Here is a 25,221-nt window from a genome sequence, read left to right as displayed (position 1 = left end):
CTTTATTTAAATTGTGGCCTTATTACCAAATAGTTACCTTTTGCGGTTTTTTCAATATAAGTTGGTGCTGTTTGATAGTTTTTTCCATTTTCGGCGATGAATTTTGTATTACCTAAAGTAAATAATCCTTTAATTTCTTGTCTTTTTTGATCAGAGAAATAAATTCTAAATCTTTTAATTCCAGAAACACCGGGTCTTAAAAGGGCATTTTTAAACTCCCCAATAATTGACCAAGCTGAAACTCAGGATTTATAACCTTCATTTTCAAGCGTTCATTTAGAGCTAAGATCTGCTTGTTTTTTTAGATAAAAAATATTGTTTGTCCCTTTTGTAGCTAGTTGAATGTAGAATTTTTGACCAGTAGATTCATCTTCTAATGTTAGAAAATGGGCCTTATTTGCATCTTGAGATTTAAAGAATCCCCAAAAAGCAACCTTATCATGTTTTGAATCCCGCCAGATTCCCGAAACTGATCTTTGGCCTACACCTTGAGTTTTAAGAGAATAATACCAAAATGCCTCGGCACGATTATCGACTTTTTCTCCATTTAGATTTTTAATTCGAATATTTGGATCTTTTACCGACTCTAAATTATCATCATATAATTCTCAATTAAGTACTTTTCTTTGGAAACGATCTTTGAAAAACCCGTTATTTGTTAAGACATTTTTATTAATATAGCCGTTTATTCAGGTTTTATTTCCGACAACTGGCTGAATATTAAGATTATGATAATTTTTATAATTTCCAAGTTCGCCTTGATAATCTTGCATAATTCGGTTAACTTCAATTGTTAGTTCGCTGAAAAGATCGGCTTTTTGCCTATTGATTTTACTGGAGATCTCATTGATTTTGTCTACGTTTTCAATTTCTTGGAGAACTTTATCAATGAATTTAGACGGAATTTCTTGAGATCCAATAATTTTCTTAATTTCAGCTTCTTGCTGACTGGATAAGTCATTGAATTTTTGATATAAATTTTTACTTTGGGCATTTTTAAATGCTTTTAGTAAATTTTGATATAATTTTTCAAGATTCTCGTTGTTTCTTGTTATTACAAAACTTGTAAGGAAGAAATTGCTAAACCGGGAAATTAAATTTTGGGCATAGGCCTGGGAAATATCAAAGGCCGGAATGAAATTTTTTATTCATTTTCTTGTATAAATTCCATCAACAAAATACTCATTTCCAGTATTTGCTTCCGTCATTTTTTTAAATAATGGGGAGATATTATCAAGTTCCTCGGTACTTGGCGAATAATGAATTTGGACAAAATCACGAGTTAGAGATTCAGGGAAAGAATAGACATAATTAGAGAAGAAATCATCGGCACGAGTTTCAAATCTTGCTAAATTTTTCGATCTTAGCCAAGAAAGTCCAAGATCGACATCCATTCTTTGGATTTGTTTAATAAGACCATCTTCCTGTGTATAATCAGCAAAGGTTTTTGTTCCGACTAGATATTGTAATCTAAATAAATCAAGATCTTTAAATTCAATTTTTTTATCCTCTAAGAAATTTAAAATCCATTTATATACAAGTGATTTATTTGAATTATTAAGATCATCATTAACAAAATCTTCATTATCGAAAACAAGTGAATTTTCTTTTAGGAAAGTTGAAAAAGTCAACCAAGTTGTCTCAGGTGTTTTAATTCTATCAAGATTTGTTAATTTACCAAATTTTGTTGCTGGTAATGAATTTTCATCAACTTTACGGGCATAATTTTTAAATCCCATAAATCCAATTGAAGATAAAAATAAAGGATCAATATTTTTGTTTTCAATTTTAGAATTTTTAAGTAACAAATTAAGCGTTGATTTATCGAAAGCTTCCATTAGAAAATTTGCATATTTTTGTAAATTTTCTAATAATTTTTCAGAGCTAATTTCAAAATTAGCTAAAAGTTTTCCAATAATTTCTGTAGATTTTAGCTCCTTTTTCCAGGTAAGTTGATTATTTGTGCTAGATTTTAGAACAAATTTTTCTTTTTGAAGCCTATCAAAAGCATATCTATATAAATCAAATTTAGAATTTACATAATCAAGACTTCAATTTCGGATAAAATCTTCGCCATTTTTTGTTACTCTAAGGGCGAAAGGATCAATTGAGATAAACTCAATAAAATCAGAAATACTTGAAAATACAGTTTCTTTTTGTTCATTTTGAAATCCAAAATAATTATTATTATAATCAAAACCAAAAAGCGTTTTATCCCAGGCATCTAAATAAATTTTTGAAGTATCAATTTTTTGATCTGGACCTATTTTAAATTTAAAATCCTGAGCAATTCCAAAAAATGGATTTAATTTCGGATTTGTATTTTTATCCTCAAGTAAAACCTTATCAAATTTAAGCAAATTCCCAAGTGGCGAAATTCATCTTCGCATTAAAGATCGAATTTTTACATCAAATTCTGAATGATCAAGGACAAGATAATTTTTTCCCCCACTTGTAACTGTAGCAAGAAAGTCATATTTTGGATTTTGATAATATTCATTTCCATTAATTGAAATTAATTTTCCAAGGTGACTTGAAGCGAAAACTGCCCCCTGTGTTAAGTTAACAAAATTTTTATCATAAACATTCGGTGTTAATCGATGGAAATTTCGGATTGCAGAAAAAAACCGAGAAGGTATTTTTTCAGGATTTTTTTCACCTTTGATAATAAAAATTTTGTCTAAATTATTCCAAATCTGGTCAGAAACTACAAAGTTTCAGTAACTTTTTAAAACAAGAGCTTTTCTATCCGGGGTAGTATTTGGTTTTGGAGTATTTAGGGCCTGATTTATCCCGAGGCTTTGATTTTGGAGTCATTCAAAATAAATATTATAAATATTTTGAATAAATTCAACAGCTAAATCAATTTTTCCAACTAAAGAATCACGGAAATAGGTGATATTTCTAAGATCGGTATATAAATCTTTTTTCTCTGTTATCGGAGTTAGAAAAATTTTTTCAAATAATTTGGTTATTGCTGAAGAATTACCATTAGTAAGTTCTTCTTTATTTAAAATTGAAAGAAAAGTAGGAAAATCTAATTTGCCTTTACTATCTTGAACTAATTTTTCACCTAATTTAATTGCTTCTTCATCTTTTATATACCTTTTTACAATACTAAGAATTTGACTAGGATCAAAAACTGAACTAGGAAGTTCAACACTAATTTCTAATTTAGATGGATTATCGGCAATTTTTGTCCCATAAAATGCTTCTTTTTCGGCATTATTTGCTAAAATTGCACTAAGTGATTTAGCAAAAAAAGGATTAGAAGGAAGAAAACGGGAGAATCCTTCGGCTTTTGTATCTCAGCCATTATTGTCGAAGTTAGAAACAACATTATCAGAAAATGCTTTTTGAATCTCAGCAATTTTTGCTTTTAATTCACTAAGGCTGTTTGGTTTTGTAAAAATTGTCGAATCAATTGCTGGTCTTCCATTTGCAAAAAACACTTTTACTTTAAGATCACTGAAGGTTCTTTTATCCTCAGATTCCTTAAATTCGGCAACGATTAATTTACCTTTTTCATCAAATTCAAGTAAGTTTCCTGCTGCATCTGTTAATGAATTTCCAAATAAACTTTTGGATTCAGTAGAATTTATAAATCCTTTTTTACTTTGATCCTCGATTGTCTGCCAGTCATTTCTAAAAAATTTTGCTGAATCTTTAATTGAAGGATTAATAGTTGCAGATTCTGGATCAATTGAATTTAAAAGGAAAAGATCGTATAATTTTAACTTTCTTAAGTCAGCCGCGGTTTTTAGACCATCAATTGTCTGCAAAAAACGCCGAGATTTATTAGTTAATAATGAATCAACCTCATCATTTTCATTTGATCCATAAATATCGACTTCACTTTCAAATTTATTATCGCGATTAAAAGTAAAATTTGGATAAATTCCATTTTTTTGCGCTTCTAAACTCGGCCCTGCTTTTCTTAAGTCTAGACCCGAAGAACGTGCATGGAGATATTTTCTTAGAACATCTAAATTATAAAAAGATTGCAAACCAATCCCGGTATTTGTTGAGATCGCATCAAGAATAATACTTGAATCTGGATCGGAAATATCCTGGGCATAATTTAGTGTTTGGTGATGACCATATTCATGAGCGCCTACATATTTAAGGTAGTTAATTCCCGTAGTTTTAAAAAATGGCGAGGAGGCTTTTAAAAGGGAAATATAAGGAATTCGGGATGATTGGGAATATCCAATAAAACTACCTTGTTTTGTTTGATAGGTTTTTAGTCCTGTTTTTGGATCAACTTCTGATATAATATAAGTTCCGACAAGTTTTTCACCATTAGTTTTTCGATGGTTTAGAACTTTATCAATTAGTCCATCAAAAACTTCAGCATAAAGTTGATAAACAGTTGTTGATTTACCGTCTTTTAAAGTTTCAATTTCCTGAATAACTCTTGGAATTGCCCGGTTTTTCCAGTCAATTGCAATTTTAAAACTACTAAATTCTTCAAGTTGACTTTGATAATTTTTACCTTTTGGATCAAGGTCAAAAATAATTTTTTTAATTGACTTTTTATCTTTTTGGTCAACAAGTTCAATTTCTAATTTATAATTTGATAATTTTTTTGCTGTTTTTATTTCATAGGTGGAAAATTTACTTGCATCAAATTGGGTTATAAATTCATTTTCGGCTTCTAAGGCTGGATTTTTGGAATCAACTGGCAAAAATAAGCGATTTTCTGGACTATTTTGGTAAATTGCAATTATTTTTCCAACAGGATGATTAATATTATAAAGATCAAAAAACCCTTCTTTTGCAATTTTTTCAGCTTTTTGGTGAATTTTCGTTGTTAATTCCCCAACTATGAGGGCAACACGATTCGCTTTCATTTGCTGATTTATTGAAAAGCGGAAATCTTTTGTTTGAGCTTGGCTTTGATTTGGTTGCTGAACTTGTGGTTTTTTTCCTTGATCACTAGTTTGTGTTGGTTTTTGTGCTTGATTTTGAAGATCTTTTGGTTGTTTAGAAGGATTTTCTGACATTAAATCTTCAAGTTTAAGTAAAAAAACACCTTGGGGAATATTATTTGCATCATGTTTTATTTGTTGATTGAAGGGAGATAATGCGCTTCGAATTCACTTAATTTTCCGAGTTTTTGTAAAATCTTCTGGGAAAATAAGTTGAAAATTCTGCGGTAATTGGATATCCTTTTCATCGGCAAGCATTAGAATTGCTAATTCAAATTTTTTCTTGACTTGATCAAGATTTTGCTTTGGATCGGCAAAGACAAAAAAATTTTCCTCATTTGTAATTTTGGCTAATTTATCTTGAATCTCTTTGTTTTGTGGAAAAGATTTTTTAAGAATTTTTACTAAATCATAAAAATAAATATCTTCATTTTCGACTAAATCAATTGCCGGAATTCCGGCACTTACTTTGGATTTATCATAATTTGCTAAAACTTGCTGAGTTGGAATTGATTCAAAATACTTATCAAGTGATTCTTTTGAAATTGGATTATGAAAAATTTTATAAGTTAGATTATCATCGCTATTTCCTTTTCCAGTAAGGGCTGAATAAATTGGAAAAGAACCAAAAAATGAATCAGGATAGAACTCAATTTTTGTCACTTCTTTTCTTTCAGTTGCATGTTGTCCTAATAATAAATTATTCCCAGATCTTGTAACCCCTTTTTTTAAGGCAAAATGTTCAAGAGTAATTGCATCTGGTCCTCAAGCAACATTTTTGTTAAATCATTGGGCATATTTGATAAATTCTGAAGGTAAAAGTGAATCTCAATATTCATTAACAAAACGCATTGATCCAATTTTTAGTTCAAAAATTGGTGTTTGCCGATTATAATTATCGGCAAACCAATCGGCAAATTCGACTTCATTAAACCGTCTTTTTTCAGATTTTACTTTAGGATCAAGTAAAATTGTTTTTGGATCTTTTAGATTCTCAAAAGCAGCAACTGTTTGGCCCTGGGCATTTTTAAAATTTGCATAGACTAGTTGATCATCTTTAATATCAACTTTTTCATCTGATTGGACATCAATATCATAGACACCTAGTTCATTATTTTCTGAATAGATTTTAATTCCACCCATAATTCCGGCTGAAGCCCCAGCAAGAATTCCGCCTGCTAATAAATAACTAAGCAAAATATTAGATTTTTTCATAATTATAGTCTCCTAATTTTCACCTTTTTAGTTCGGCAAAAGTTGCTAAAATATAGTGATTATTTCCTAAATTAATTCATTGAGGTTGATTTTTTTCATCATATTGATGTATTTTTGGATCATAGACATAACCAGCAAGCGATCCTCGTTTTGATTCAATTGTTGGAATTGATTCAATTAATGATTTTGTATAAGGATGCAAAAAATTTTTAATTATTTCCTTTGAAGGCCCAATTTCTAAAATTCTTCCCCGATAAATTACCGCAATTCGATCAGAGATATATTCAACCATTCGTAGATCATGGGAAATAAAAAAGATTGTCAGGTTATATTTTTCTTTTAAATCCTTAAAAATATTAATAATTTGTGCTTGAATTGAAACATCAAGAGCTGAAATTGGTTCATCGGCAACAAGAATTTTTGGTCTTAATAATAAAGCCCGGCAAATTCCAATTCTTTGTTGTTGACCCCCTGAGAATTCAAGTGGATAACGGGATAAAACTGAGCTATCAAGTCCAACAGAGGCTAACATGTCAATAACATATTTATAGGTAATATCTTTTAGTGGTTTTTTTAAAAAATCCTGTAAAAATAAAGACTTTTTTTGAATATAGTCAATAATTTTAGTCTCGATAACTCTTAGTTTTTCAAGGTAATTTATTAGAGTTTTAAACAAATTTTCAACAGGAATGTCCTTTGTATTTTTATAGAAATTATTATTAATTTGCTGGATAATTTCTGGAGAAATTTTTTGCTTTTTAAGGGCAGAAACTAAAGATTCAAATGTATTTTGGTAATAATGTTGTGAAAATAAAATTTTCGTTGAACCTTTTTGGCGTTGTTCTAAATTTACAAGACCTTCTGTAATTACATCATAAATATTTTTATAAGGATTTAATGAAGATAATGGATCTTGAAAAATCATTTGCACATTTGAGACTAGTTTTCCAAGAATTTTTGCCTTTATTTTCCGGATATTTTTTGGTAGCTCAAATCCGTTAATTACAATTTGACCAAAACTACGGGGAACTAAACCCGCAAGTGCTGAACCTGTTGTTGATTTTCCAGAACCAGATTCACCAACAAAGGATAGAACTTCACCTTCATAAATATTAAAACTAATATCATGAATTACTTTGTTTTTTCTTGAACCACTTCCATAGGTAATATCAACATTTCGAAAGCTGACAATTGGTGATTTGCCTTTAAATTCAAGCATTTTTTCAATACCGGGTGTAAGGGCGCGGTAAATATTTTTTACTATCTTGCCAAAAAAATAACTATTTTTTTCTAGGTAAAATCTTTTTTTATCTTCCATTTTCTTGCCTCATCTTTGCAAATTGCAGTCATTTTTGGTAAATAATTTTTGGTGGGACAACTTTTGGTGCTTTTGGATCAAGTAAAGCTGATTTGACTCGGTGAGTTGGACTTATTCTGTAAAATTTAGGTTCAATAAAAAAATCTTGTTCTAAGGCATAATCGTTTCTAACTGCAAAAGCATCGCCAACAATTGAATTTAAAGAAGAAGGAACAACCCCGCGAATTGACTGAAGTCGTTCGCCTTTATTGACATCAGGCATTGAAGTAATTAGCCCTCAAGTATATGGATGTCTTGGATTTAAAAGAATTTCATCTCTTGTACCTTCCTCGACAACTTGACCAGCATACATAATTGAGATATAAGTTGCAAGAGAAGCGACAACTCCAAGGTCGTGAGTAATGAAAATAATTGTAATTTTTAGTCTTTTTTGGAGATCGCGGATAATATCAAGAACTAAAGCTTGCACGGTTGTATCCAAAGCTGTTGTTGGTTCATCCATAACGATAATTTTAGGTTCAAGTGATAAAATTGCTGAGATCACAATTCTTTGAATCATACCTCCTGAAAGCTCATGGGGATATAATTTCATAACCATTTCCGGGTTAGCAATTTTGGTCATTCTAAGATATAAAAGTGCTTTTTCATAGGCTTCTTTTTTCGTTTTAACAATCTTGTTTAATAACATTCCTTCCATAATTTGGATGCCTATTTTTTTTGTTGGATTTAAAGTTGACATCGGATTCTGGAAGACAGCTGAAATAACTTTTCCCCGATAATTTGAAAGTTCTCAAGCACGAAAATCAAAATTTTGCACTGGATTGTTAAAAAGTTTGATTTCACCTGATTCAATTACCCCGTTTTGACCGACAAGACCATAAAGACAAGAAGTAATTACTGATTTTCCTGAACCAGACTCGCCAATTAAGGCATGAATTTCGCCTTCATAAAAATCAATTGAGGCATTACGAATCACGATATTTCTAATCTCGGGATTTGCTGGATTGACAAAGGAAAGGTTTAAATTTTTGATCTGGGCAACAATTTTATGACGTTTATTTCCTATTTGTTTATATTCAACATTTTTAGAAAATGCTTCAAAATCAAAATGGGATCTGTTAAAGCTTGTATGTCAATATTTTTGAATCCGATCTCAAATAGCACGTAATTTATAGGATTTTTTTGCCTGATAATGTTTTTTTATATTAACTTCATAAGCTAAAAATTTTTCTTTTAGATCACTAAACTGGCTTTCATATTCTTTTGGTGCAAGTTTTTTCTGTTTTAATAGATCTAATTCTTTTTGAAATTTTACTAAATTTTTATTTAGTTTATAACAAAATCTGGGATTTTCAGTTTTAAGACACTGCGGTGCTGATTTTGAATAAAAATACGAAATCATTTTATCTTTGCCTCCTTAGGGCATCCTGAACTGAATTTCCAATCATTTGAATTGAAGAGGTAAGTAAAATTAAGAAAAATGCAGGAATTAAAACATAACGGGGATATAAAGTTACAATTGGAATTCCCGCATTAATTGCATTACCTAAAGTAGCAACATTTGGAAGTGAAAGTCCAATAAATGCAAGTCCAGTTTCACCAAGAATTGTTCCAGGAATTACAAAAACGATATTTGTAATTAAAAGCGGAATAATTACCGGGACAAAATTATAAAGAATTTTATAAGAAGGGGTACCTAAAACTCTAGAGGCAATCACCCAAGTAAAATTTCTTGCTCTTTTAATTTGGGCTCGAACTTGATTTGCAAGTCCAATTCACCCTGTAAGTGAAAAAGACAAAATTAGAACTCAAAAACTTGGCCGAAGAACCAAAGTCATCAAAATAATTACTAAGATTGTTGGGATATTAGAAATTATCTTAATAATAAAAGTAAAAATTTTATCAAAAAGATCAAAATTTCCCATTAAGGTCCCAAATAAAGTCCCTAAGGCTACATCAAAAAGAGCAACAATAAAACTTAAAATTAACGAAAAACGCAGCCCGTGCCATAAAAATGCCCAAACATCGCGACCTTGTGAGTCAGTTCCAAGAATAAATCCTTGACTAAAATAGTTAATATTTTTCATATTAGGACGTAATTCTGTCGGCGATCCGGTTGTAAATGGAATAATTAGTGCTAAAATTAGCATAAATCCAATAGTAACAAGACCAAAAACTCCGGAAAATGAACGTGAAAATCTTAAAAAAACTTCATAGAAATTATTCCGAGGTTTACCAAAATAATTTCGATCAAAGTTTTTGGCCTGAGCAACCATCAATTTCCACATTTTATAAGAAAAAGGTTGTAAAAATGGGTTTGGTTTTAAGTTTTGGTCAATATATTTCTCAATTGAAGGAAAATGGGTCATTATTTTGCTCTCCTTCTAATTCGCGGATCAAGTAATTCATAACTTATATCTCTTAAAGTATAGGAAATTATTGTCAAAAGTGAATAAACTATTACCAAAAAAAGAATGATATTATTATCTTTTGACTGAATTGCATCGATCATAATACCTCCTGAACCGGTAATTAAAAAAATCTTTTCAACAAAAATTGATCCAATAAATGAGCCAAGAACAACAATTGGGAAAAAAGTTGCAATTGGAAAAAGCGAAGCTTTAAGAGCATGAGTTCAAACAAAACGATTTCTTGTTAAATTTTTTAGATAAGCAAACTTTGCATGCATCGAATTTAGCTCATTATTTAGCTCAAACCGAATATAACGGACATAACTAATTACCGATCCAATTGAAAGTGCAATCGCTGGAAGGACAAAAGTAGAAAAATCCTGAATATTAAAAATATAAGGAATTCCAGTCTTTTGGCCAAAAATTAATAAAAGTAAAGCAAAAACTAGTGACGGAATTGATGAAAAAACCGCAATCCAAATTGTTGCAAAATTATCCAAAAATTTACCTGGATTTTTACCAACAGCAATTCCGAGGGGAACACCGATTAGAATTGTAAGAACAACTGAGACAATACCAATTGAAAATGAGGTAAAAAATCTTTGCCAAATAAAATCACTAATTTCAACACGCGGCCTTAAACTATAAGAAATTCCAAAATCAAAATGGATAAACTTTCATAAATAATTAAAATAACGTTGTGCTTGTGGTAAATCTAGTCCATAAAGTTGTTTTTCTGCTGTTTTTTGGGCCTCTGTTAGTCCATCAAGAAAACTTGGATCTCCGGGAATAGAATCAATTAACAAGAAAACCAAAGTTGCAACTATTCAAGCTACTATTACAAATTCAAGAAAAATTTTAGTAATTTTCTTAAAAAATCGAAATGCAAAAGATTCAAAGTTTATATATTTAAGTCAAGAAAACCGACTTTTTTTATGTTTTACAACTGAATAAATGAGATTATAATCGATACTTTTTGGATTTATTTTCGAAACCGAAAAATTTAGGATATTAGAACCTGGCCCAAGACGCTGGCCTTCTTCGTTTTTTAAAGACATTTTGTTCCTTTCTTCGTTATTTATATTTAAAATAAAAAAACGGGTTTTTTAACCCGTTTCTCATCTAATATTTTTTTTAAATTATATAATTATTAGATTCGAAAACGGCAAACAGTTAATTGATTTATTATTCAAAATTTGCTTAATTTTATTAATTGAGAAAGATCTAGAAAAAATATTCAAAAATAAAAATGCAAAAAAATTGATTTTATAAGAAAAAATCATATTCACAAATTGAGATAAATTGTTTTTTGCTTGCATCTTCACCCTTTCGTTTTTTAAAGACTAATTATAAATATACCATAAAAAATAAAAATTGGTAAAAATTTTGCTATTTTTTATTTTTAACGTAAAAAATTATAATTTTTTACGTTTTTTTCTACCATAATGGAAAAATCTGAAATTTTTTTTATTATATTGAAGAAAAATAGTAAATTTAATATAAAATTATAAAAAATTTAATTTTTTTCGTTAAACACGTATTTAAATTTAAAATCCTCAGCTTCAAAATCTGTAATTTCACCATCAAAAGGGATTGCAAAACTTTGCGAAACTAGACGAATAAATGGTTCTGAATGGAAAATTTCAAGTGGTTCTGAGGTATTTTTAGAATTTATCCTTGAAAAATTAAAGTCAAAATCAGCTATTGACTCGGGTTGGTCAATATCATTTATCATTTGTAAGTCATATTCAGAATTTGGATTTTCAATTGAATTAAACTCAATTTTAAAAGGATTTTCTAAATTTTTATTATATCAATGAAGTCGTAAAAGCGTGACTGGTTTTTGATTTGGAGCTTTAATTCGCCAGTTTTTATTGTTTTGGGCTTGATTTTCAGTATTTTCAGTTTTTTCTGCCTCATTTTTCTTTTCAAAATCAACAGGATTTGTATAATAAATCTTATAAGCATTTATTAAAATATAATTTTTTTTATCAGGTACAATTATCCCTGGTTTTATAAGTCTAACCTCAAGAAAACGCCAGTTAGAATCAAAAATTTTTGAAATCTCGCGGTAAATTTTAAAATTATCTAGTTTCTCAAAACTATTTTTATTAGACTCTCCTTGATTATTTGTTTTGTCTCCTGAGTAAGAATTAGCTGCTTTTTCAAAGACTTTTTTTAAAAAGGTAGGGTTAATGTCCTGCTCTGCCTTAAATTTATCCTCATCTGCTAATATTCGATTTTTGTTATCAAAAACATAATATCTTGCGAGTTTTGAAGCATAAATTTTGTTTTTTTCTTCCTGGGATAAGTCAATTAAACTTGACTTATTTAAAAATCATTTTAACTGCATTGCATTAACTTCGGATACATAAAGATCAAATGATCTTGGATCTTGTTTTTTAAAAACTCCCTGTTTTTCTGGTAGTTCAAAATCTGGCCCAAAATTTTCATTAATTGCTGATCTAATTGATTTAATTCGTGAACTTCAACAAGAATAAGAAGTTAAAAAAACAAGTGGAACTGGCAAGAATAAAGCTAAAATTTTTCTAAATTTTTTTTTTAACATTTTGATTTTTAATTAAAAAGAGCGATATTTTTTAAACTTCACTTTCTTTTTTGATAAATTTAATAAGAGACAATAAATAAATGGAAAAAGATGAAAATTTAAACTAGTTATTTTTCAATTTTATTGTATAATATTATACCATAAAAAATTAGAATTAAAGGAAAATAAAATGCTAGAAGTTAGAGAATTATCGAAAATCTTTGCTGATAAAACTTTATTCCAAAATGTAAATTTAAAATTTACAGAAGGAAATACTTATGGCATTATCGGCGCAAATGGTGCTGGGAAATCCACTTTTTTGAAAATTTTAGCAGGACTTATTGAACCAAGTTCAGGCTCTATTCATATCTCACAAAACCAAAGAATTTCTGTTCTATCACAGAATCATTTTGAGTTTGATGAATTCAATGTCACCGATGTTGTAATAATGGGGAACCAAAAATTATACCAAATCCAACAAGAAAAAGATCAAATTTATGCAAATCCTGATGCAACTGAAGCAGATTATAACCGCGCTGGCGAACTTGAGGAAAAATTCGGGCTCCTAGGAGGATGAAGCGCGGAAAATGATGCCCAAATTTTGCTCTCTGCTCTTGAAATTCCCAAAAAATACTGAAATAGTAAGATGTCAGATTTAAAATCCGGCTATAAAGTCAAAGTTCTCCTTGCAAAAGCACTTTTTGGCAACCCCGATATTTTAATAATGGATGAGCCGACCAACCACCTTGATTTTAAAGCGATTAAATGACTGAAAGAATTTCTAATTAATTATAAAAACGTTGTTCTAATTGTTAGCCACGACAGCGATTTTTTAGACCAAGTTTGCACACATACAGTTGATATTGACTATGGCGAGATAAAAATTTTTACCGGAAATTACAGTTTTTGGAAACAATCATCAGAACTACTAAAGGAACTCCAGAAAAATGCTAATGCTAAAAAAGAGGAGCAAATCGCCAAATTAGAAGCATTTATTGCCAAATTTTCAGCAAATGCTTCAAAATCAGCCCAGGCAACTTCCCGGAAAAAATCACTTGAAAAAATCCAGTTAGAAGAAATTAAACCCTCCTCACGAAAATATCCTTATATTCGTTTTGGAGTTTTCCCGCGGCCGGGAAAACAAGTTTTAAATGTTGAAAACTTAAGTTATAAAAATCCACTTACAGGTAATTTTTTATTTCAAAATATTTCTTTTAATCTTTTACCAGGTCAAAAAATGGTAATTTTTGCCGAAGATGATTTAGTTAAAACTAAATTACTTGAAATTTTAACAGGAAAAGAAATGCCAACTTCAGGAACAATCAGTTGAGGTTCGACAATCAAATTTGACTATCTTCCAGCAAATAATGATAGTTTTTTTAACGGCGATCTTGATTTATTATCCTGAATTTCACAATGGCCAAGTCTTAATTTACAACCAGAAAACAAGGATAATTCTACCCAGAGAATGCGAGGTTTTCTTGGAAGGATGTTTTTTAATGGCGATCAAGTTTTTAAAAAAGTTTCAGTTACATCTGGAGGTGAAAAAGTTCGTCTGATGTTCGCAAAAATGATGTTAAGCGAGTCAAATTTCCTACTTTTTGACCAACCACTTAATCATTTAGACTCTGAATCGATTGATTCATTCATTGAAGCTTTAAAACTTTATGACTCAGGGGTAATTTTTACCACTTTTAATCTTGCTTTGATCAACGAAGTTGCTAATGTTATTTTAGATATCAAAGAAGATAGTGCAATTTTTTTTCAAGGGAATTTGGCTGAATATGAGAAAAAAATAGGAATTTAGCTTTAATTTTTTCTATTTTTTATTTTTTATAGGAGAATTTAAGTTGCTTTCTGATACAATTTGTGCAATCGCTTCTGGGCAAATAAACCAGGCAATTTCAATCATTCGGATTTCTGGCCCTAATGCCTTTAAAATTATGGAAAAAATTTTTTTAGGTAAAGTCGGAAGGTCAATGGAGATAACTTTTGGTTGAATTCATGATGATAACCAAAAAATTGACCAAGTTTTAGTGCTCTGATTTGCTGGAAATAAAAATTTTGTCGGTGAAGACACTGTAGAAATTAATGCTCACGGCGGTGTTCTAAATACAAATTTAATTCTTGAGCTTATTTTAAAAACCAAACTCGCCCGCCTTGCAAATCCAGGTGAGTTTAGTCTCCGCGCTTTTTTAAATGGGAAAATTGATCTAGTAAAAGCCCAAGCCATTAATGATCTAATACATGCTGAGGTAAAAGTTCAACATCAAGCAGCTTTAAATCAATTTTTAGGAAAAAGTTCTAATTTTATTAAAAATTTAATTGAAAAAATTGAGGAAATTATCGGGATAATTGAAGTAAATATTGACTATCCAGAATATGATGATGTTGAAATTTTAACCTCAGATGTGCTTTTGCCAAGAATTAACCAATTATTAGCCGATTTTGATCAGTTAATAAAAATCGCAAATAATTCGCGCCTGATTTATCAAGGGATAAAAACTTGTCTTGTCGGAGCGCCCAACAGCGGAAAATCCTCACTTTTAAATATTTTAATTAACGAAAATAAGGCAATTATCAGCGAAATTCCAGGCACTACACGCGATGTTGTTGAGGGAAATTTTGTCCTTGACGGTCTTCTTTTTAAACTTTTTGATACCGCCGGAATTAGAAAAACTACTGAAAAAATTGAACAAATCGGTATTGAAAAATCTTATGAAAGTATCAAAAAAGCGGATTTAATTCTGCACATTATTGATGCTAGTGAAAAAAACAGGCAAAATTTAGATCTAAAAGCAAAAACGCGACCTGATCAGATTTATCTTAAAATTTATAATAAATCAGATCTTCTTGAAAATCAAGAGGAATTTAAAGATGAAATTTTAATCAGTGCAAAATATCAAAAAATTGAAAATTTACTTGAAAAAATCAAGTCAATTTTTGCTTTTTTAGGAAAAAACAAAGAATTTGTTGCTAATTCCTTCCAAATTTCGCAAATTGAGCTAGGAAAATTAGCAATTCTAGATGCAAAAACCAGTTTAGAATCTGGTTTTGGTCCTGAAATTGCAATTGTTGATCTCAGAATTGCCTGAAAAGAATTAAAAACTATTTTTGGCCGAGTTGATGATGAAAATCTTCTTGATTCAATTTTTTCAAAATTTTGCCTAGGAAAATAGCTCTTCTTGTTTTTCTAAAAGTGATTTTATCGTTTTGGCAATTGATCCGGAGTTACAATTGCCAATTTTTTGATAAGCAACGCTTAACAAATCAGGGGTTGAATCTTCCATTGCATAACCAAAACGAGCTAATTTTACCATAAAATAATCATTTGAACTATCACCAAAAGCGATTAACTGGTCAGGTTTTAGGTTATTTTTTTCTAATAGCATCTTAATTCCGTTAGCTTTATCAACATTTAAAGGGTTTATGTCAAGAAAAATACGGTTTGTAATTGTTACTTTATAGATATTTTTTAGTTTTTTTGACCATTTTTTATAAAGTTCAGCAATCACTGGAATATCATTACGGAAGGCAACTTGGGTAATTTCCTCTTTTTCGATGATTTCATATAATTTATCCTGATCTACTTTTTCATAGAAGTGCAGGTCCATTATTTTCTGTTTTTTTAGTCAGGGATGATTGTTTGTACTTGAAAATTCAAAAAGGTTATTAGGACTCGAGAAAGCACAAATCGAATCAGTTGCTTTACAATCTTTGATCAAATCAAAGATAATTTCTTTGCTAAGGCTACCATTATTGATGGTTTTTTGGGTTTTAGTATCATGGACTAAGGTTCCATTATTTGAAACTAGATAATGAAAATAAGGATATTTTTTGGCTAAATCAAGGCAGCCAGAAAGTCCTCGGCCGGTGGCTAGAGCTAAAAAGTGGCCTAATTCATAGAGTTTTTTTAAAATCTCTACATTTTCAGGATGAATTGTATTATCATAACGTAATAAAGTTCCATCCAGGTCAAAAGCAAAAAATAGTTTCATTTTAGTCCTTTTTTGGTTTTAGCTGTGGGAATAAAATTACCTCACGGATTGATTCATTCTTTGTTAAAAGCATTGTCAATCTGTCAATGCCAATGCCACAACCCCCGGCGGGTGGCATTCCATATTCAAGTGCTTGAACAAATTCATTGTCGATCTCACTTGCTTCTTGATTTCCCTGATTTTTTTCGATAATTTGGGCTTGAAAACGACTTAATTGGTCAATTGGATCATTTAATTCATCAAACATATTCGCAAATTCTTTACCACAGATAAATAATTCGGCCCTGAGAGTAAAATTAGGATTGTTTGGATTTGACTTGGCTAGCGGGGAAATTTCAATTGGATGACCTATGATAAAAGTTGGATTTATTAGTGTTGGTTCAACAAATTTTTCAAAAAATTTGTTGATTAGATGCCCTTTTTTGAAAAATGGCTCGATCTTCACCCCTTCTTTTTTTGCTTTTTCGACTAAATCAGCAAAATTAGCACTTTTTAAATCGAAGTTCATTAATTTTGAAGTAATCTCAATCATATCATAACGGGCAAATTTTTCCAAGAAATTAATTTTTTTATTTGAAAAATCAAAATTTGCCGGATCAAGATTTAATTTTTCAAATAAAAAACGAAATAAATTTTCGGTTTGATCCATTATTTTCTCTAAATTTGCATAAGCCTGATAAAATTCAATTGAGGTGAATTCGGGATTATGAGTTGAATCAAAACCTTCATTACGAAAAATTTTACCAATTTCATAGACACGGTCAAAACCGGCAACTAATAATTTTTTCAGCGGTAATTCCGTGGCAATTCGGAGATAAAAATTTTGACTAAGAGAATTATAATAAGTAATAAAAGGTTTTGCTGATGCCCCGCCTAAAACTGGCTGTAAAACGGGAGTATCAACTTCTAAAAAACCTTGGGAATCAAAAAATGTACGGATTAAGGAGATAATTTTACTTCTAAGTCGAAAAGTTTTTGCAGATTCTGAATTTACAAGCAGGTCAAGATAACGTTTCCTGTATTTCTCATCTGGATTTTCAATACCATAATACTGATCTGGTAAAGGGTGCAAGGACTTTGTAAGCAGAGAAAAATTATTAACTTTAATACTAAGTTGACCAGTTTGCGTCTTGAAAAGATAACCTGAAACCTCAATTATATCACCAAGATCTAAATTTGCAAAGATAAATTCATTTTTTTTTTGAAATTCTTTTGAAATATAAGCTTGAAATTGCAAGTTTTGACTAAAAATTATAAAAAATGGGCCGCGTTGGCGAATAAGTCGACCAGCAAAAGCAATTTTTACTTGATTTTCAAGGAAAAATTCCTTCGATTTTTGACTAAATTTTTCATTTATTTCTACTAAATTATCATGCTCAAAAGTTGAACTAGGGAAATTAAAACCATTTTTAACTAAATTTTTAAGCTTATCCCGGCGAAATTGTTGTTGATCATTTAGTTTTGACATAATTTTCATCACCTTAATAAAATTAAAAAGCTTTTTTTGAAAAAACTTTTTAATTTTTACTAACTTTTGCAAATTTCAAAAATAATTTATAAAAGTTAGTAAAAATAGAGTTTTTTTGTAATTAGAAATTTTCTTGACTTGAATCTGTTCCTGTTTCTGGACTAGTTTCTGGTTGGGATTTAAGAATTTGATTAAGAATCTCATCGGGTTTTATAGCATTATTTTCGGTTTTACTAACTTCCGGAAGCGGCATTAATGTCTCGGCTAATTGTTGGATTTCCTCGTAAACAATTGTCTCTTTTTCTAATAAAGTATCTTTAATTAATTCAAGAAGCAATAAATTTTCATTAATTGTTGCAAAAGCTTTTTTATATGATTCAGAGATAATCTGACGAATTTCAATGTCAATTTCATGGCCGACTTTGGAGGAAAAAGAGGCATTTTTTATATAATCACGCCCTAAAAATGGGGATGATTGATCCTGTTCATACTGAATTGGGCCAAGTGAAGACATCCCTCATTCAGTTACCATTTTTCGGGCAATTTTTGTTGCCTTTTCAATATCATTTGCTGCACCAGAAGAAATTTCCGACTTGCCATACTTAATTTCCTCAGCAGCTCGACCACCCATAAATGCAGCAATTGAGGCTAAAAGTTCCGATTTTGTACTATTGTACTTTTCCTCTTCTGGAAGCATAAGGTTATACCCACCACTGTTTCCACGAGGTACAATTGTAATTTTCTGGACTTTTACCCCTGATTTTAATTTAAGTCCCACTACGGCATGGCCAGCTTCATGGTAGGCAACCATAATTCTTTCTTTTTCAGTTATAACCCGGTTTTTTTTGGCTGGGCCACCGATTACCCGATCGATTGCCTCATCAATTTGTTCGTTTGTTATCACTTGAGTCTGCTCACGAACTGAAAGTAAAGTTGCTTCATTGATCACATTTGCCAGTTGGGCCCCAGAAAATCCTGGTGTTCGTTTGGCTATGTTTGCCAAAGTAATATTTTTGGAGATTCTTTTACCTTTTGCATGTAATTTTAAAATTGCTTCGCGTTCTTTTATATCGGGTAGATTAACAATTATTGATCGATCGAATCTTCCCGGACGTAAAAGTGCTGGATCAAGAACATCGGTTCGATTTGTTGCTGCAATTACCAAAAGTCCGGAATTTTCCACCATTCCATCCATTTCGACTAAAAGTTGGTTTAAAGTTTGTTCCCTTTCATCATTTCCGCCACCGATTCCTGACCCACGGGAACGGCCAATCGCATCAAGTTCGTCAATAAAAATTATTGCAGGGGAGTCATTTCGGGCATCTTTGAATAATTCACGGACTCTTTTAGCACCAACTCCGACATATAATTCAACAAAATTTGATGCCGAAATAAAGAAAAATGGAACATTCGCTTCACCAGCAGTTGCTTTTGCTAATAAAGTTTTTCCTGTTCCCGGTGGGCCGCCTAATAAAATCCCGCGCGGGATTTTTGCACCAGCAGCAGCATATTTTGTTGGATTTTTTAAATAGTCGATAAATTCGGCAATTTCTTCTTTTGCCTCAACATTTCCGGCAACATCAGTGTATTTTTTATCGGATTTAATTCTTATTGCTTGGTTTTTACCAGGATTAAAAAATCCGGCCCCCCCTTGAGATCCACGATTAACCCTGAAAACAAAATAAAGGAATACAAAAATGGTAACTGCGACTGGAAGATATGAGAGAATAATTTGAAAAAGTGAAGGATATGGGCGGTCAGCTGAAGCAATTGAAGGGAGAAAACTTTTTGAATAGCGTTCTCCACCTGCGAGATCTAATAATTTATTAAGCGCGCTGATTTTTTCAAGTGAAAGGCCAGTATAACTTGATGGGCTAGTTTTAATTGCAAGTGAGACTAACTCAGAATAAGTTGTAATATTGGTATTTTCGAGTTGATTTTTAATTGCCGGGCTAATTAGTGCATTTCCTGCCTGAAATTTACCAATCACATGGGGATTAGCAATGACTGTATAGGCATCTAATTCGCCATTAACGGAATCAACAACCTTAATTCTGTAGTCATTAATATCGAAAATAACAGCATAAAAAAAGTTTTTATCAGTTGCACTTTGAGCATTTTCGATTAATCTACGTTCAAAAAAAGAAAGATTTACAACCTTAAGTTGCGGCTGCAAATATTGATAAATTATATAACCTACTATTGACAAAGTAATTACTAAAAAAATTATCAGGCCAATTGAAGGTTTTTTTCTTGTTTTCGCTGCCATAATTTACCCTCCAGTTTATAAATAAAATACAAATTATTACTAAATTTTACTAGATTTTGGCAATATTTTTCACTTTTTTTTTATAATATAATTGTTTTTTTTTAGTAAAAAAGCCCCACTAGTCGATTTCCCGCAAATAAAATTAATAATTTCGTTAATTTTCCCCCTAGTTAATTTAACATTATCAAAATTTTGATTAACAAATAAAAAAATAATTTTTGACTTAATTTTTATCTTCTTAAAGAAATTTATATTATACCCTGTTTTCTGTCAATTTTGCAAAATTTTTTTCTGATTTTTTAATATTATTAATTTAAATATGTTTATTAAATAATAAAATAAAAAAAGAAAAAAAAGTGAAAAATCACTCTTCTTTTCCAATAAAAACCTGATTTGATTACGTTGATATTTGCCCGTAAAATTTGATTGATCATCAAGATAGGGAATTTTTTTTTGTTGACAAATTTGAATAATTTGTTTTTTTGTTCTCCAATACAAAAAAGGACGCAAAATCTCCATATTAAAAAGGTTATTTTTTTTATGTATTCCTCAAAAAGTGACAATTTTTTTCTGTTTTTTCTGCAAAAAAACTGTCTCAAGAAAATCATCACGGTGGTGACCAACCAATAATTTAGTACAATTAAATTCTTTATAAATTTTTTCAAAAAATTGATAACGGCCCAACCTAAGCCCGCTTTGTAAATTTTTTTTAATCTTAAAACTATCAAATGATAGAATTTTCAGCTCTAAATTGTATTTTTGACAAAATTTTGAAACCAAAAGTGTCTCAAAAATTGCTTCAGGGCGCAAATTGTAATTTATATGAGCTACAATTACATCCTGATTTTTATATTTATTGAGCAAAAACATTGAATCAGAGCCACCTGAGACACCTATTAAATATTTTTCTTTAGACTTTATTTTTATTTGCATTAAATTTTTCGATTGTTGTAATAAAACTATTAGATAAATAAAAAATCAGAATATTAGCTGCTTCTTCAATTACAAGTTTAATTTTTGCATTATCTTTAGGTAAAAAGGGTGATAAAACATATTCTTTTGCATTTTCGCCCCGAGAAATACCAATTTTTAGCCTTTTAATTTCTTTTGTTTTGCATTTTTCGATAATATGGGCCATACCGCGTTGACCACCGGCACTGCCGGTTGTTTTGATTGCTGCCTGGCCGACCTCAAAATTCATATCATCATAGATAATCATTAAATCTTGAGTATTAATTTTATAAAATTTAATTAATTCCTCGACAAAATCGCCGGACTTATTCATAAAAGTTGTCGGTTTTGCTAGAATAAAATCGGGCTGTTTTACATAAATTCCATTTTCGGTTTTCTGATCAAAACTAAGAGCTAATTTTTCCGCTAGTAAATCGAGAACTCAATAGCCGACATTATGTTTGGTTTTAGCATATTTCTCCCCGGGATTACCAAGGCCGACAATTAGTTTCATTTCTAAATTTACCTTTGTTTTTATATTATTTTTTTATTTTTGGAGTCAAATTGGAAGGCTAATTACTTCATCATCACGCAAAAAATTTATTATATCATCAAATTCGGAAATAGGATCAAAATTATTAAAAAAAATTTCAGGAAAAATTCTTTGGCCCTCAAAAGTAAAATAATGGTCTTTAAAAAATCCTCGAATCTCCTTCTCAATAATTTGATGAATTTCTTGATCTAATTCAGAAATTGGCTTAATAGGAACTAAGGTTTTACTATCAACTTCAAAGACTAAAATATTTCTTTCTTCATCAAACATCACAGAAAAAAGACGTTTATTTTCTAATTCTTTATAAAAAATTAAATAAAATTTCTCATAGACGGGTTGTTTTCCCTTGAGCTTGTTATGTTTTATGATTAAACGAGCTTCATCGGATAGGTTAATTTCTGGTTTGTTGTCGGTTTTATCCATTTTTTTTATCCTTTTTTTGTATTTAAAAATCTTTCTAATATTATCTGAGCGGCTAATTTATCAATTACTTTTTGCCGTTTTTTAAAGGAAATTCCTAAATCTAATAAAAAAGTTTGAGCTTGTTTTGTAGTCAGCCGCTCATCTTGAAAAACCACTTTAATTTCATAGTTTTTTTTTACTAAATCAGCAAAGTATTCAACCATTTTTGTCCGCGGGGAAATTTTACCAGCTAAGGTTAAAGGATAACCTAGAACTAAGATTGAAATTGGATATTCCTTCATTCAAAATGCAATTCGGGAAATTACACTGGCAAAATCATAACGATTAAAATTAAACTGTTCAAGTGGATAGGAAATTTTTCAGTTTTGATCAGAAATTGCAAATCCACAAGTTTTGATGCCAAGATCAAGTGCTAAAATTCGGTTATATTTTCCCATAAAAGTTTAATGAACACCTCTTTTTCTGGTTTTTTTTGAATTTTTCCCTGGGCAATCTTATAATTTCCACCTCCTGAGCCAGTAAAAATTTCAAAAATTTTTTCAAGAATTTGATTAGAAGCTAAAATTGCAGAAGAAACAATGATTAAAAATTCATTATTAACTAAATTAGCACCTAAAATAAAGGATATTCTTGGATTTTGTTCTCTTCAGGTGGCGGCTATTTGCTTTAAATTATGCAGTGGAAGGTTAAAATCTAAATAAAAACTAAATTTGCCAATTTCAATTATTTTATTTGCATCAAGTTCCGATTTTGCTATTCTTAATTGTGATTTTAGAAGTTTTTTATAATAAATTCTTAGATCATCTTCTATTTTTTTTAGGTAATCAAATTGTTGCTCTAAATCAACTAAATTTGGTAAATTTAGGCCAAAATTAGGCTCAATTTTCTTAATTTTGTTTTTCAATGCGGAAATTTTACTTAAAATTTCCTGAATTTTTCCTTTCAAAAACTCAAAATATTTATTCCAGGAAGTAACTGCTCTGATTCGATAAATTCCCGACCCTTTGCTTTGGCAGCTTAAAATTGTAAATTTTTCAAGTAATTCTGTATTTTCAATATGAGTTCCCCCACATAAATCAGTTGTGATTTTATCAAAAATCACCAACCGTAACGAATTTGGGTCCATATATTCTGATTCTTCCAGTGTCATAATTGCATTGAGTTTTTGGGCCTCTTCAAGATTTGTAACTAGGTATTTCCGTTTAATTTTCTGATTTATGTAAGAATTTATGCGATTTTCAACCGATTTTATTTCTTGATCACTTGGTTTTCGATTAAGTGGAAAATCGAAAGTTAGGCGATCTTCATTATTATCAGATCCTAACTGTTTAATCTCAGAGCCAAATTCTTGTCTAAGTGAGGCAAATAAAAGGTGGGTGCCTGAATGGTTTCTCTCTAAATTCAGCCGGTTTTTTGTATCTAATTTAAGAAAAACCGGCTGATTTTTAACAATTTTCCCTTTAAAGACATGAATATTATTTAAAAATTTATCTTTAAAAACATCAAGAATTTCAATTGTTGAATTATTTTGAATAATTCAGCCTTGATCATGTTTTTGACCACCGGCTGTTGCATAAAAAGGAGTTTTTTCAAAAATTACATAAGATAAATTTTCACCGTTTGTTTCAGCTACTTCTTCGTCTTTATTCGCTAAAAAGCTAATTTTGGTCTCAATATGATGAGTATGATAACCAATAAAATCCGAAATTTTAGCTTTAATTTGAGTTAGTGAATTAATCACTTTTTGCATCCCAGTAGTTTTTTTTGCCCTTGAAATCTGTGAATGTTTTTCTTGAAATTCCACTAATTGACTAAGATCAAAATCAATGTTCTTTTCAGCAAGAATTTCCTTTGTTAGTTCAACCGGAAAACCATAAGTTTCAAAAAGTTTGAACACAGTCACAGGTTTTATCTGATTTTTGTTAATTTTTAGTTGACTTTCAAGTAAATTATACCCTATTTCCAAGGTTTTTGCAAAATTTTCTTCTTCATTGAGAATAATTTTGCTAATTGTTGGAATATCAAAACGATAATCTAAAGTTTTGCCAACAATTTCCACTAATTTATAAAGAAAAGGGTGACTAATTCCTAATTCTTTTCCATTCCAATATGCTCGACGAATCAAGCGGCGAATGATATATCCCCGGTGTAAATTTGAAGGTTGAACCCCGTCATTTATTGCTAAAGTTATTGCTCTAATATGATCGGCAATTATGCGAAAACTTTTATTAATTTGTGTTTGTCGAGGTTCTTTTAGAAAATAGTTCTCAATTTTGTATCGAAAAACAGTGTTTTTCTCAATTTCAGCAATAATTGGTAGAAAAAGATCGGTATCATAATTAGTTGGGCCATCTTGTAAAATCGAAACAATCCGTTCAAAGCCAGCTCCGGTATCAATATTTTTTGATTTTAATGGTGTATAATTTTGCTGGCCATCATTGTTAAATTCAGAAAAAACTATATTTCAGATTTCAATAAAACGGTCATTTTCAATCTCATTTTTGATTAGTTCGCTCCCTCGACTATCAAATTTTGGCCCGCGGTCAAAATAAATTTCACTACAAGGACCACAAGGCCCCTGACCTAAATCCCAAAAATTTGTTTTTCTGCTACCTTTTATTAATTTTTCATTAGAAAATCCCAAACTTTTTCATTTTTCAAAAGTTATATCATCACCATCATAATAAGTAATAAACAAATTTTTGGGATCTAATTTTAACTTTTTAGTTAAAAATTCATAAGCATAGTCAATTGCTTCTGTTTTAAAATAGTCACCAATTGAAAAATTCCCAAGCATTTCAAATAAGGTGTGATGGCGCGAGGTTAGACCAACATTTTCAATGTCATTTGTTCTTAAGGCTTTTTGGGAGTTTACAAGTCGTTTTGATGGGGGAATTTTTTTGCCAGTAAAATAATCTTTTAAAGTGGCAACTCCTGAATTTATTCAAAGAAGTGAGTCATCATTTTGGGGAACAAGTGGTTTTGATTCGATAAAAAAATGATTTCTTTCGCGAAAAAAATCAATTCAAAGTTGTCTTATTTTGTTTGCTGATAATTTTTCCATAGTTTTTCCTTCTTTTTTAATAATTTTAAACTATTTTTTAAATAGTTTATCAATTTTCCTTTAAAATTTTTA

Annotated in this window: 16 protein-coding genes; 2 read left to right on the top strand and 14 right to left on the bottom strand. The window is 30.2% G+C overall.

Annotated elements, in window-relative coordinates:
* Positions 1 to 2: 2 nt before the first annotated feature.
* The 6 genes from MHJ_RS01150 to MHJ_RS01120 all read right to left on the bottom strand — a co-directional run bounded on the left by MHJ_RS01150 (position 3) and on the right by MHJ_RS01120 (position 12,444).
* Positions 3 to 6,146 carry a PDxFFG protein gene (locus MHJ_RS01150; RefSeq protein WP_044284604.1) on the bottom strand — a complete coding sequence of 2,048 codons (6,144 nt, stop codon included), beginning with the start codon at positions 6,144 to 6,146 and terminating at the stop codon, positions 3 to 5.
* On the bottom strand, positions 6,133 to 7,464 hold the full coding sequence (locus MHJ_RS01145) for an ABC transporter ATP-binding protein (RefSeq protein ID WP_011206003.1): 1,332 nt from the start codon (positions 7,462 to 7,464) through the stop codon (positions 6,133 to 6,135). The genes MHJ_RS01150 and MHJ_RS01145 overlap by 14 nt, the downstream gene beginning before the upstream one ends.
* Positions 7,454 to 8,866 carry an ABC transporter ATP-binding protein gene (locus MHJ_RS01140; RefSeq protein ID WP_011206004.1) on the bottom strand — a complete coding sequence of 471 codons (1,413 nt, stop codon included), beginning with the start codon at positions 8,864 to 8,866 and terminating at the stop codon, positions 7,454 to 7,456. Before MHJ_RS01140 ends, MHJ_RS01145 begins: the two co-directional genes overlap by 11 nt.
* Position 8,867: 1 nt before the next feature.
* A complete protein-coding gene (locus MHJ_RS01135; RefSeq protein ID WP_011206005.1) occupies positions 8,868 to 9,833 on the bottom strand; it encodes an ABC transporter permease in 966 nt (321 codons plus the stop codon).
* Positions 9,833 to 10,933 carry an ABC transporter permease gene (locus MHJ_RS01130; RefSeq protein WP_011283991.1) on the bottom strand — a complete coding sequence of 367 codons (1,101 nt, stop codon included), beginning with the start codon at positions 10,931 to 10,933 and terminating at the stop codon, positions 9,833 to 9,835. Before MHJ_RS01130 ends, MHJ_RS01135 begins: the two co-directional genes overlap by 1 nt.
* Before the next feature lie 458 nt (positions 10,934 to 11,391).
* Entirely contained in the window at positions 11,392 to 12,444 is a 1,053-nt protein-coding gene (locus tag MHJ_RS01120) for a hypothetical protein (RefSeq protein WP_044284603.1), read from the bottom strand.
* A gap of 169 nt (positions 12,445 to 12,613) precedes the next feature.
* On the opposite strand from MHJ_RS01120, the gene MHJ_RS01115 reads away from it, so the two are divergent.
* Together MHJ_RS01115 and mnmE are read left to right on the top strand one after the other, a co-directional pair.
* Entirely contained in the window at positions 12,614 to 14,230 is a 1,617-nt protein-coding gene (locus MHJ_RS01115; RefSeq protein WP_011283989.1) for an ABC-F family ATP-binding cassette domain-containing protein, read from the top strand.
* A 43-nt stretch (positions 14,231 to 14,273) separates the two neighbouring features.
* Entirely contained in the window at positions 14,274 to 15,602 is a 1,329-nt protein-coding gene (mnmE, locus tag MHJ_RS01110; RefSeq protein WP_011283988.1) for a tRNA uridine-5-carboxymethylaminomethyl(34) synthesis GTPase MnmE, read from the top strand.
* On the opposite strand, the gene MHJ_RS01105 is transcribed toward mnmE, so the two are convergent.
* The 8 genes from MHJ_RS01105 to alaS all read right to left on the bottom strand — a co-directional run bounded on the left by MHJ_RS01105 (position 15,591) and on the right by alaS (position 25,149).
* Positions 15,591 to 16,421 carry a Cof-type HAD-IIB family hydrolase gene (locus MHJ_RS01105; RefSeq protein ID WP_011283987.1) on the bottom strand — a complete coding sequence of 277 codons (831 nt, stop codon included), beginning with the start codon at positions 16,419 to 16,421 and terminating at the stop codon, positions 15,591 to 15,593. The genes mnmE and MHJ_RS01105 overlap by 12 nt on opposite strands.
* A gap of 1 nt (position 16,422) precedes the next feature.
* On the bottom strand, positions 16,423 to 17,889 hold the full coding sequence (gene lysS, locus MHJ_RS01100; protein ID WP_041361598.1) for a lysine--tRNA ligase: 1,467 nt from the start codon (positions 17,887 to 17,889) through the stop codon (positions 16,423 to 16,425).
* Positions 17,890 to 18,010: 121 nt separating this feature from the next.
* Positions 18,011 to 20,158, bottom strand: a complete 2,148-nt coding sequence (ftsH, locus tag MHJ_RS01095; protein WP_020835608.1) for an ATP-dependent zinc metalloprotease FtsH — start codon at positions 20,156 to 20,158, stop codon at positions 18,011 to 18,013.
* 39 nt (positions 20,159 to 20,197) lie between these two features.
* Positions 20,198 to 21,091, bottom strand: a complete 894-nt coding sequence (gene tilS / locus MHJ_RS01090; RefSeq protein WP_044284602.1) for a tRNA lysidine(34) synthetase TilS — start codon at positions 21,089 to 21,091, stop codon at positions 20,198 to 20,200.
* Complete coding sequence (gene pth, locus MHJ_RS01085; RefSeq protein ID WP_011206014.1) at positions 21,069 to 21,623, bottom strand: aminoacyl-tRNA hydrolase; 555 nt, start codon at positions 21,621 to 21,623, stop codon at positions 21,069 to 21,071. The genes tilS and pth overlap by 23 nt, the downstream gene beginning before the upstream one ends.
* 33 nt (positions 21,624 to 21,656) lie before the next feature.
* Positions 21,657 to 22,085 (bottom strand): hypothetical protein, encoded by a 429-nt coding sequence (locus MHJ_RS01080; protein WP_011206015.1) that lies wholly within the window; start codon positions 22,083 to 22,085, stop codon positions 21,657 to 21,659.
* Between the two features lie 5 nt (positions 22,086 to 22,090).
* On the bottom strand, positions 22,091 to 22,522 hold the full coding sequence (gene ruvX, locus MHJ_RS01075) for a Holliday junction resolvase RuvX (protein WP_011206016.1): 432 nt from the start codon (positions 22,520 to 22,522) through the stop codon (positions 22,091 to 22,093).
* Positions 22,498 to 25,149 carry an alanine--tRNA ligase gene (gene alaS / locus MHJ_RS01070; RefSeq protein ID WP_044284601.1) on the bottom strand — a complete coding sequence of 884 codons (2,652 nt, stop codon included), beginning with the start codon at positions 25,147 to 25,149 and terminating at the stop codon, positions 22,498 to 22,500. The genes ruvX and alaS overlap by 25 nt, the downstream gene beginning before the upstream one ends.
* Between the last annotated feature and the right edge of the window lie 72 nt (positions 25,150 to 25,221).

Source organism: Mesomycoplasma hyopneumoniae J (genome assembly GCF_000008205.1).
Classification (GTDB): Bacteria; Bacillota_I; Bacilli_A; order Mycoplasmatales; family Metamycoplasmataceae; genus Mesomycoplasma; species Mesomycoplasma hyopneumoniae.
The sequence above is the reverse complement of the archived record's forward strand: the minus strand, read 5'-3'. Positions and strand labels throughout refer to the sequence as shown.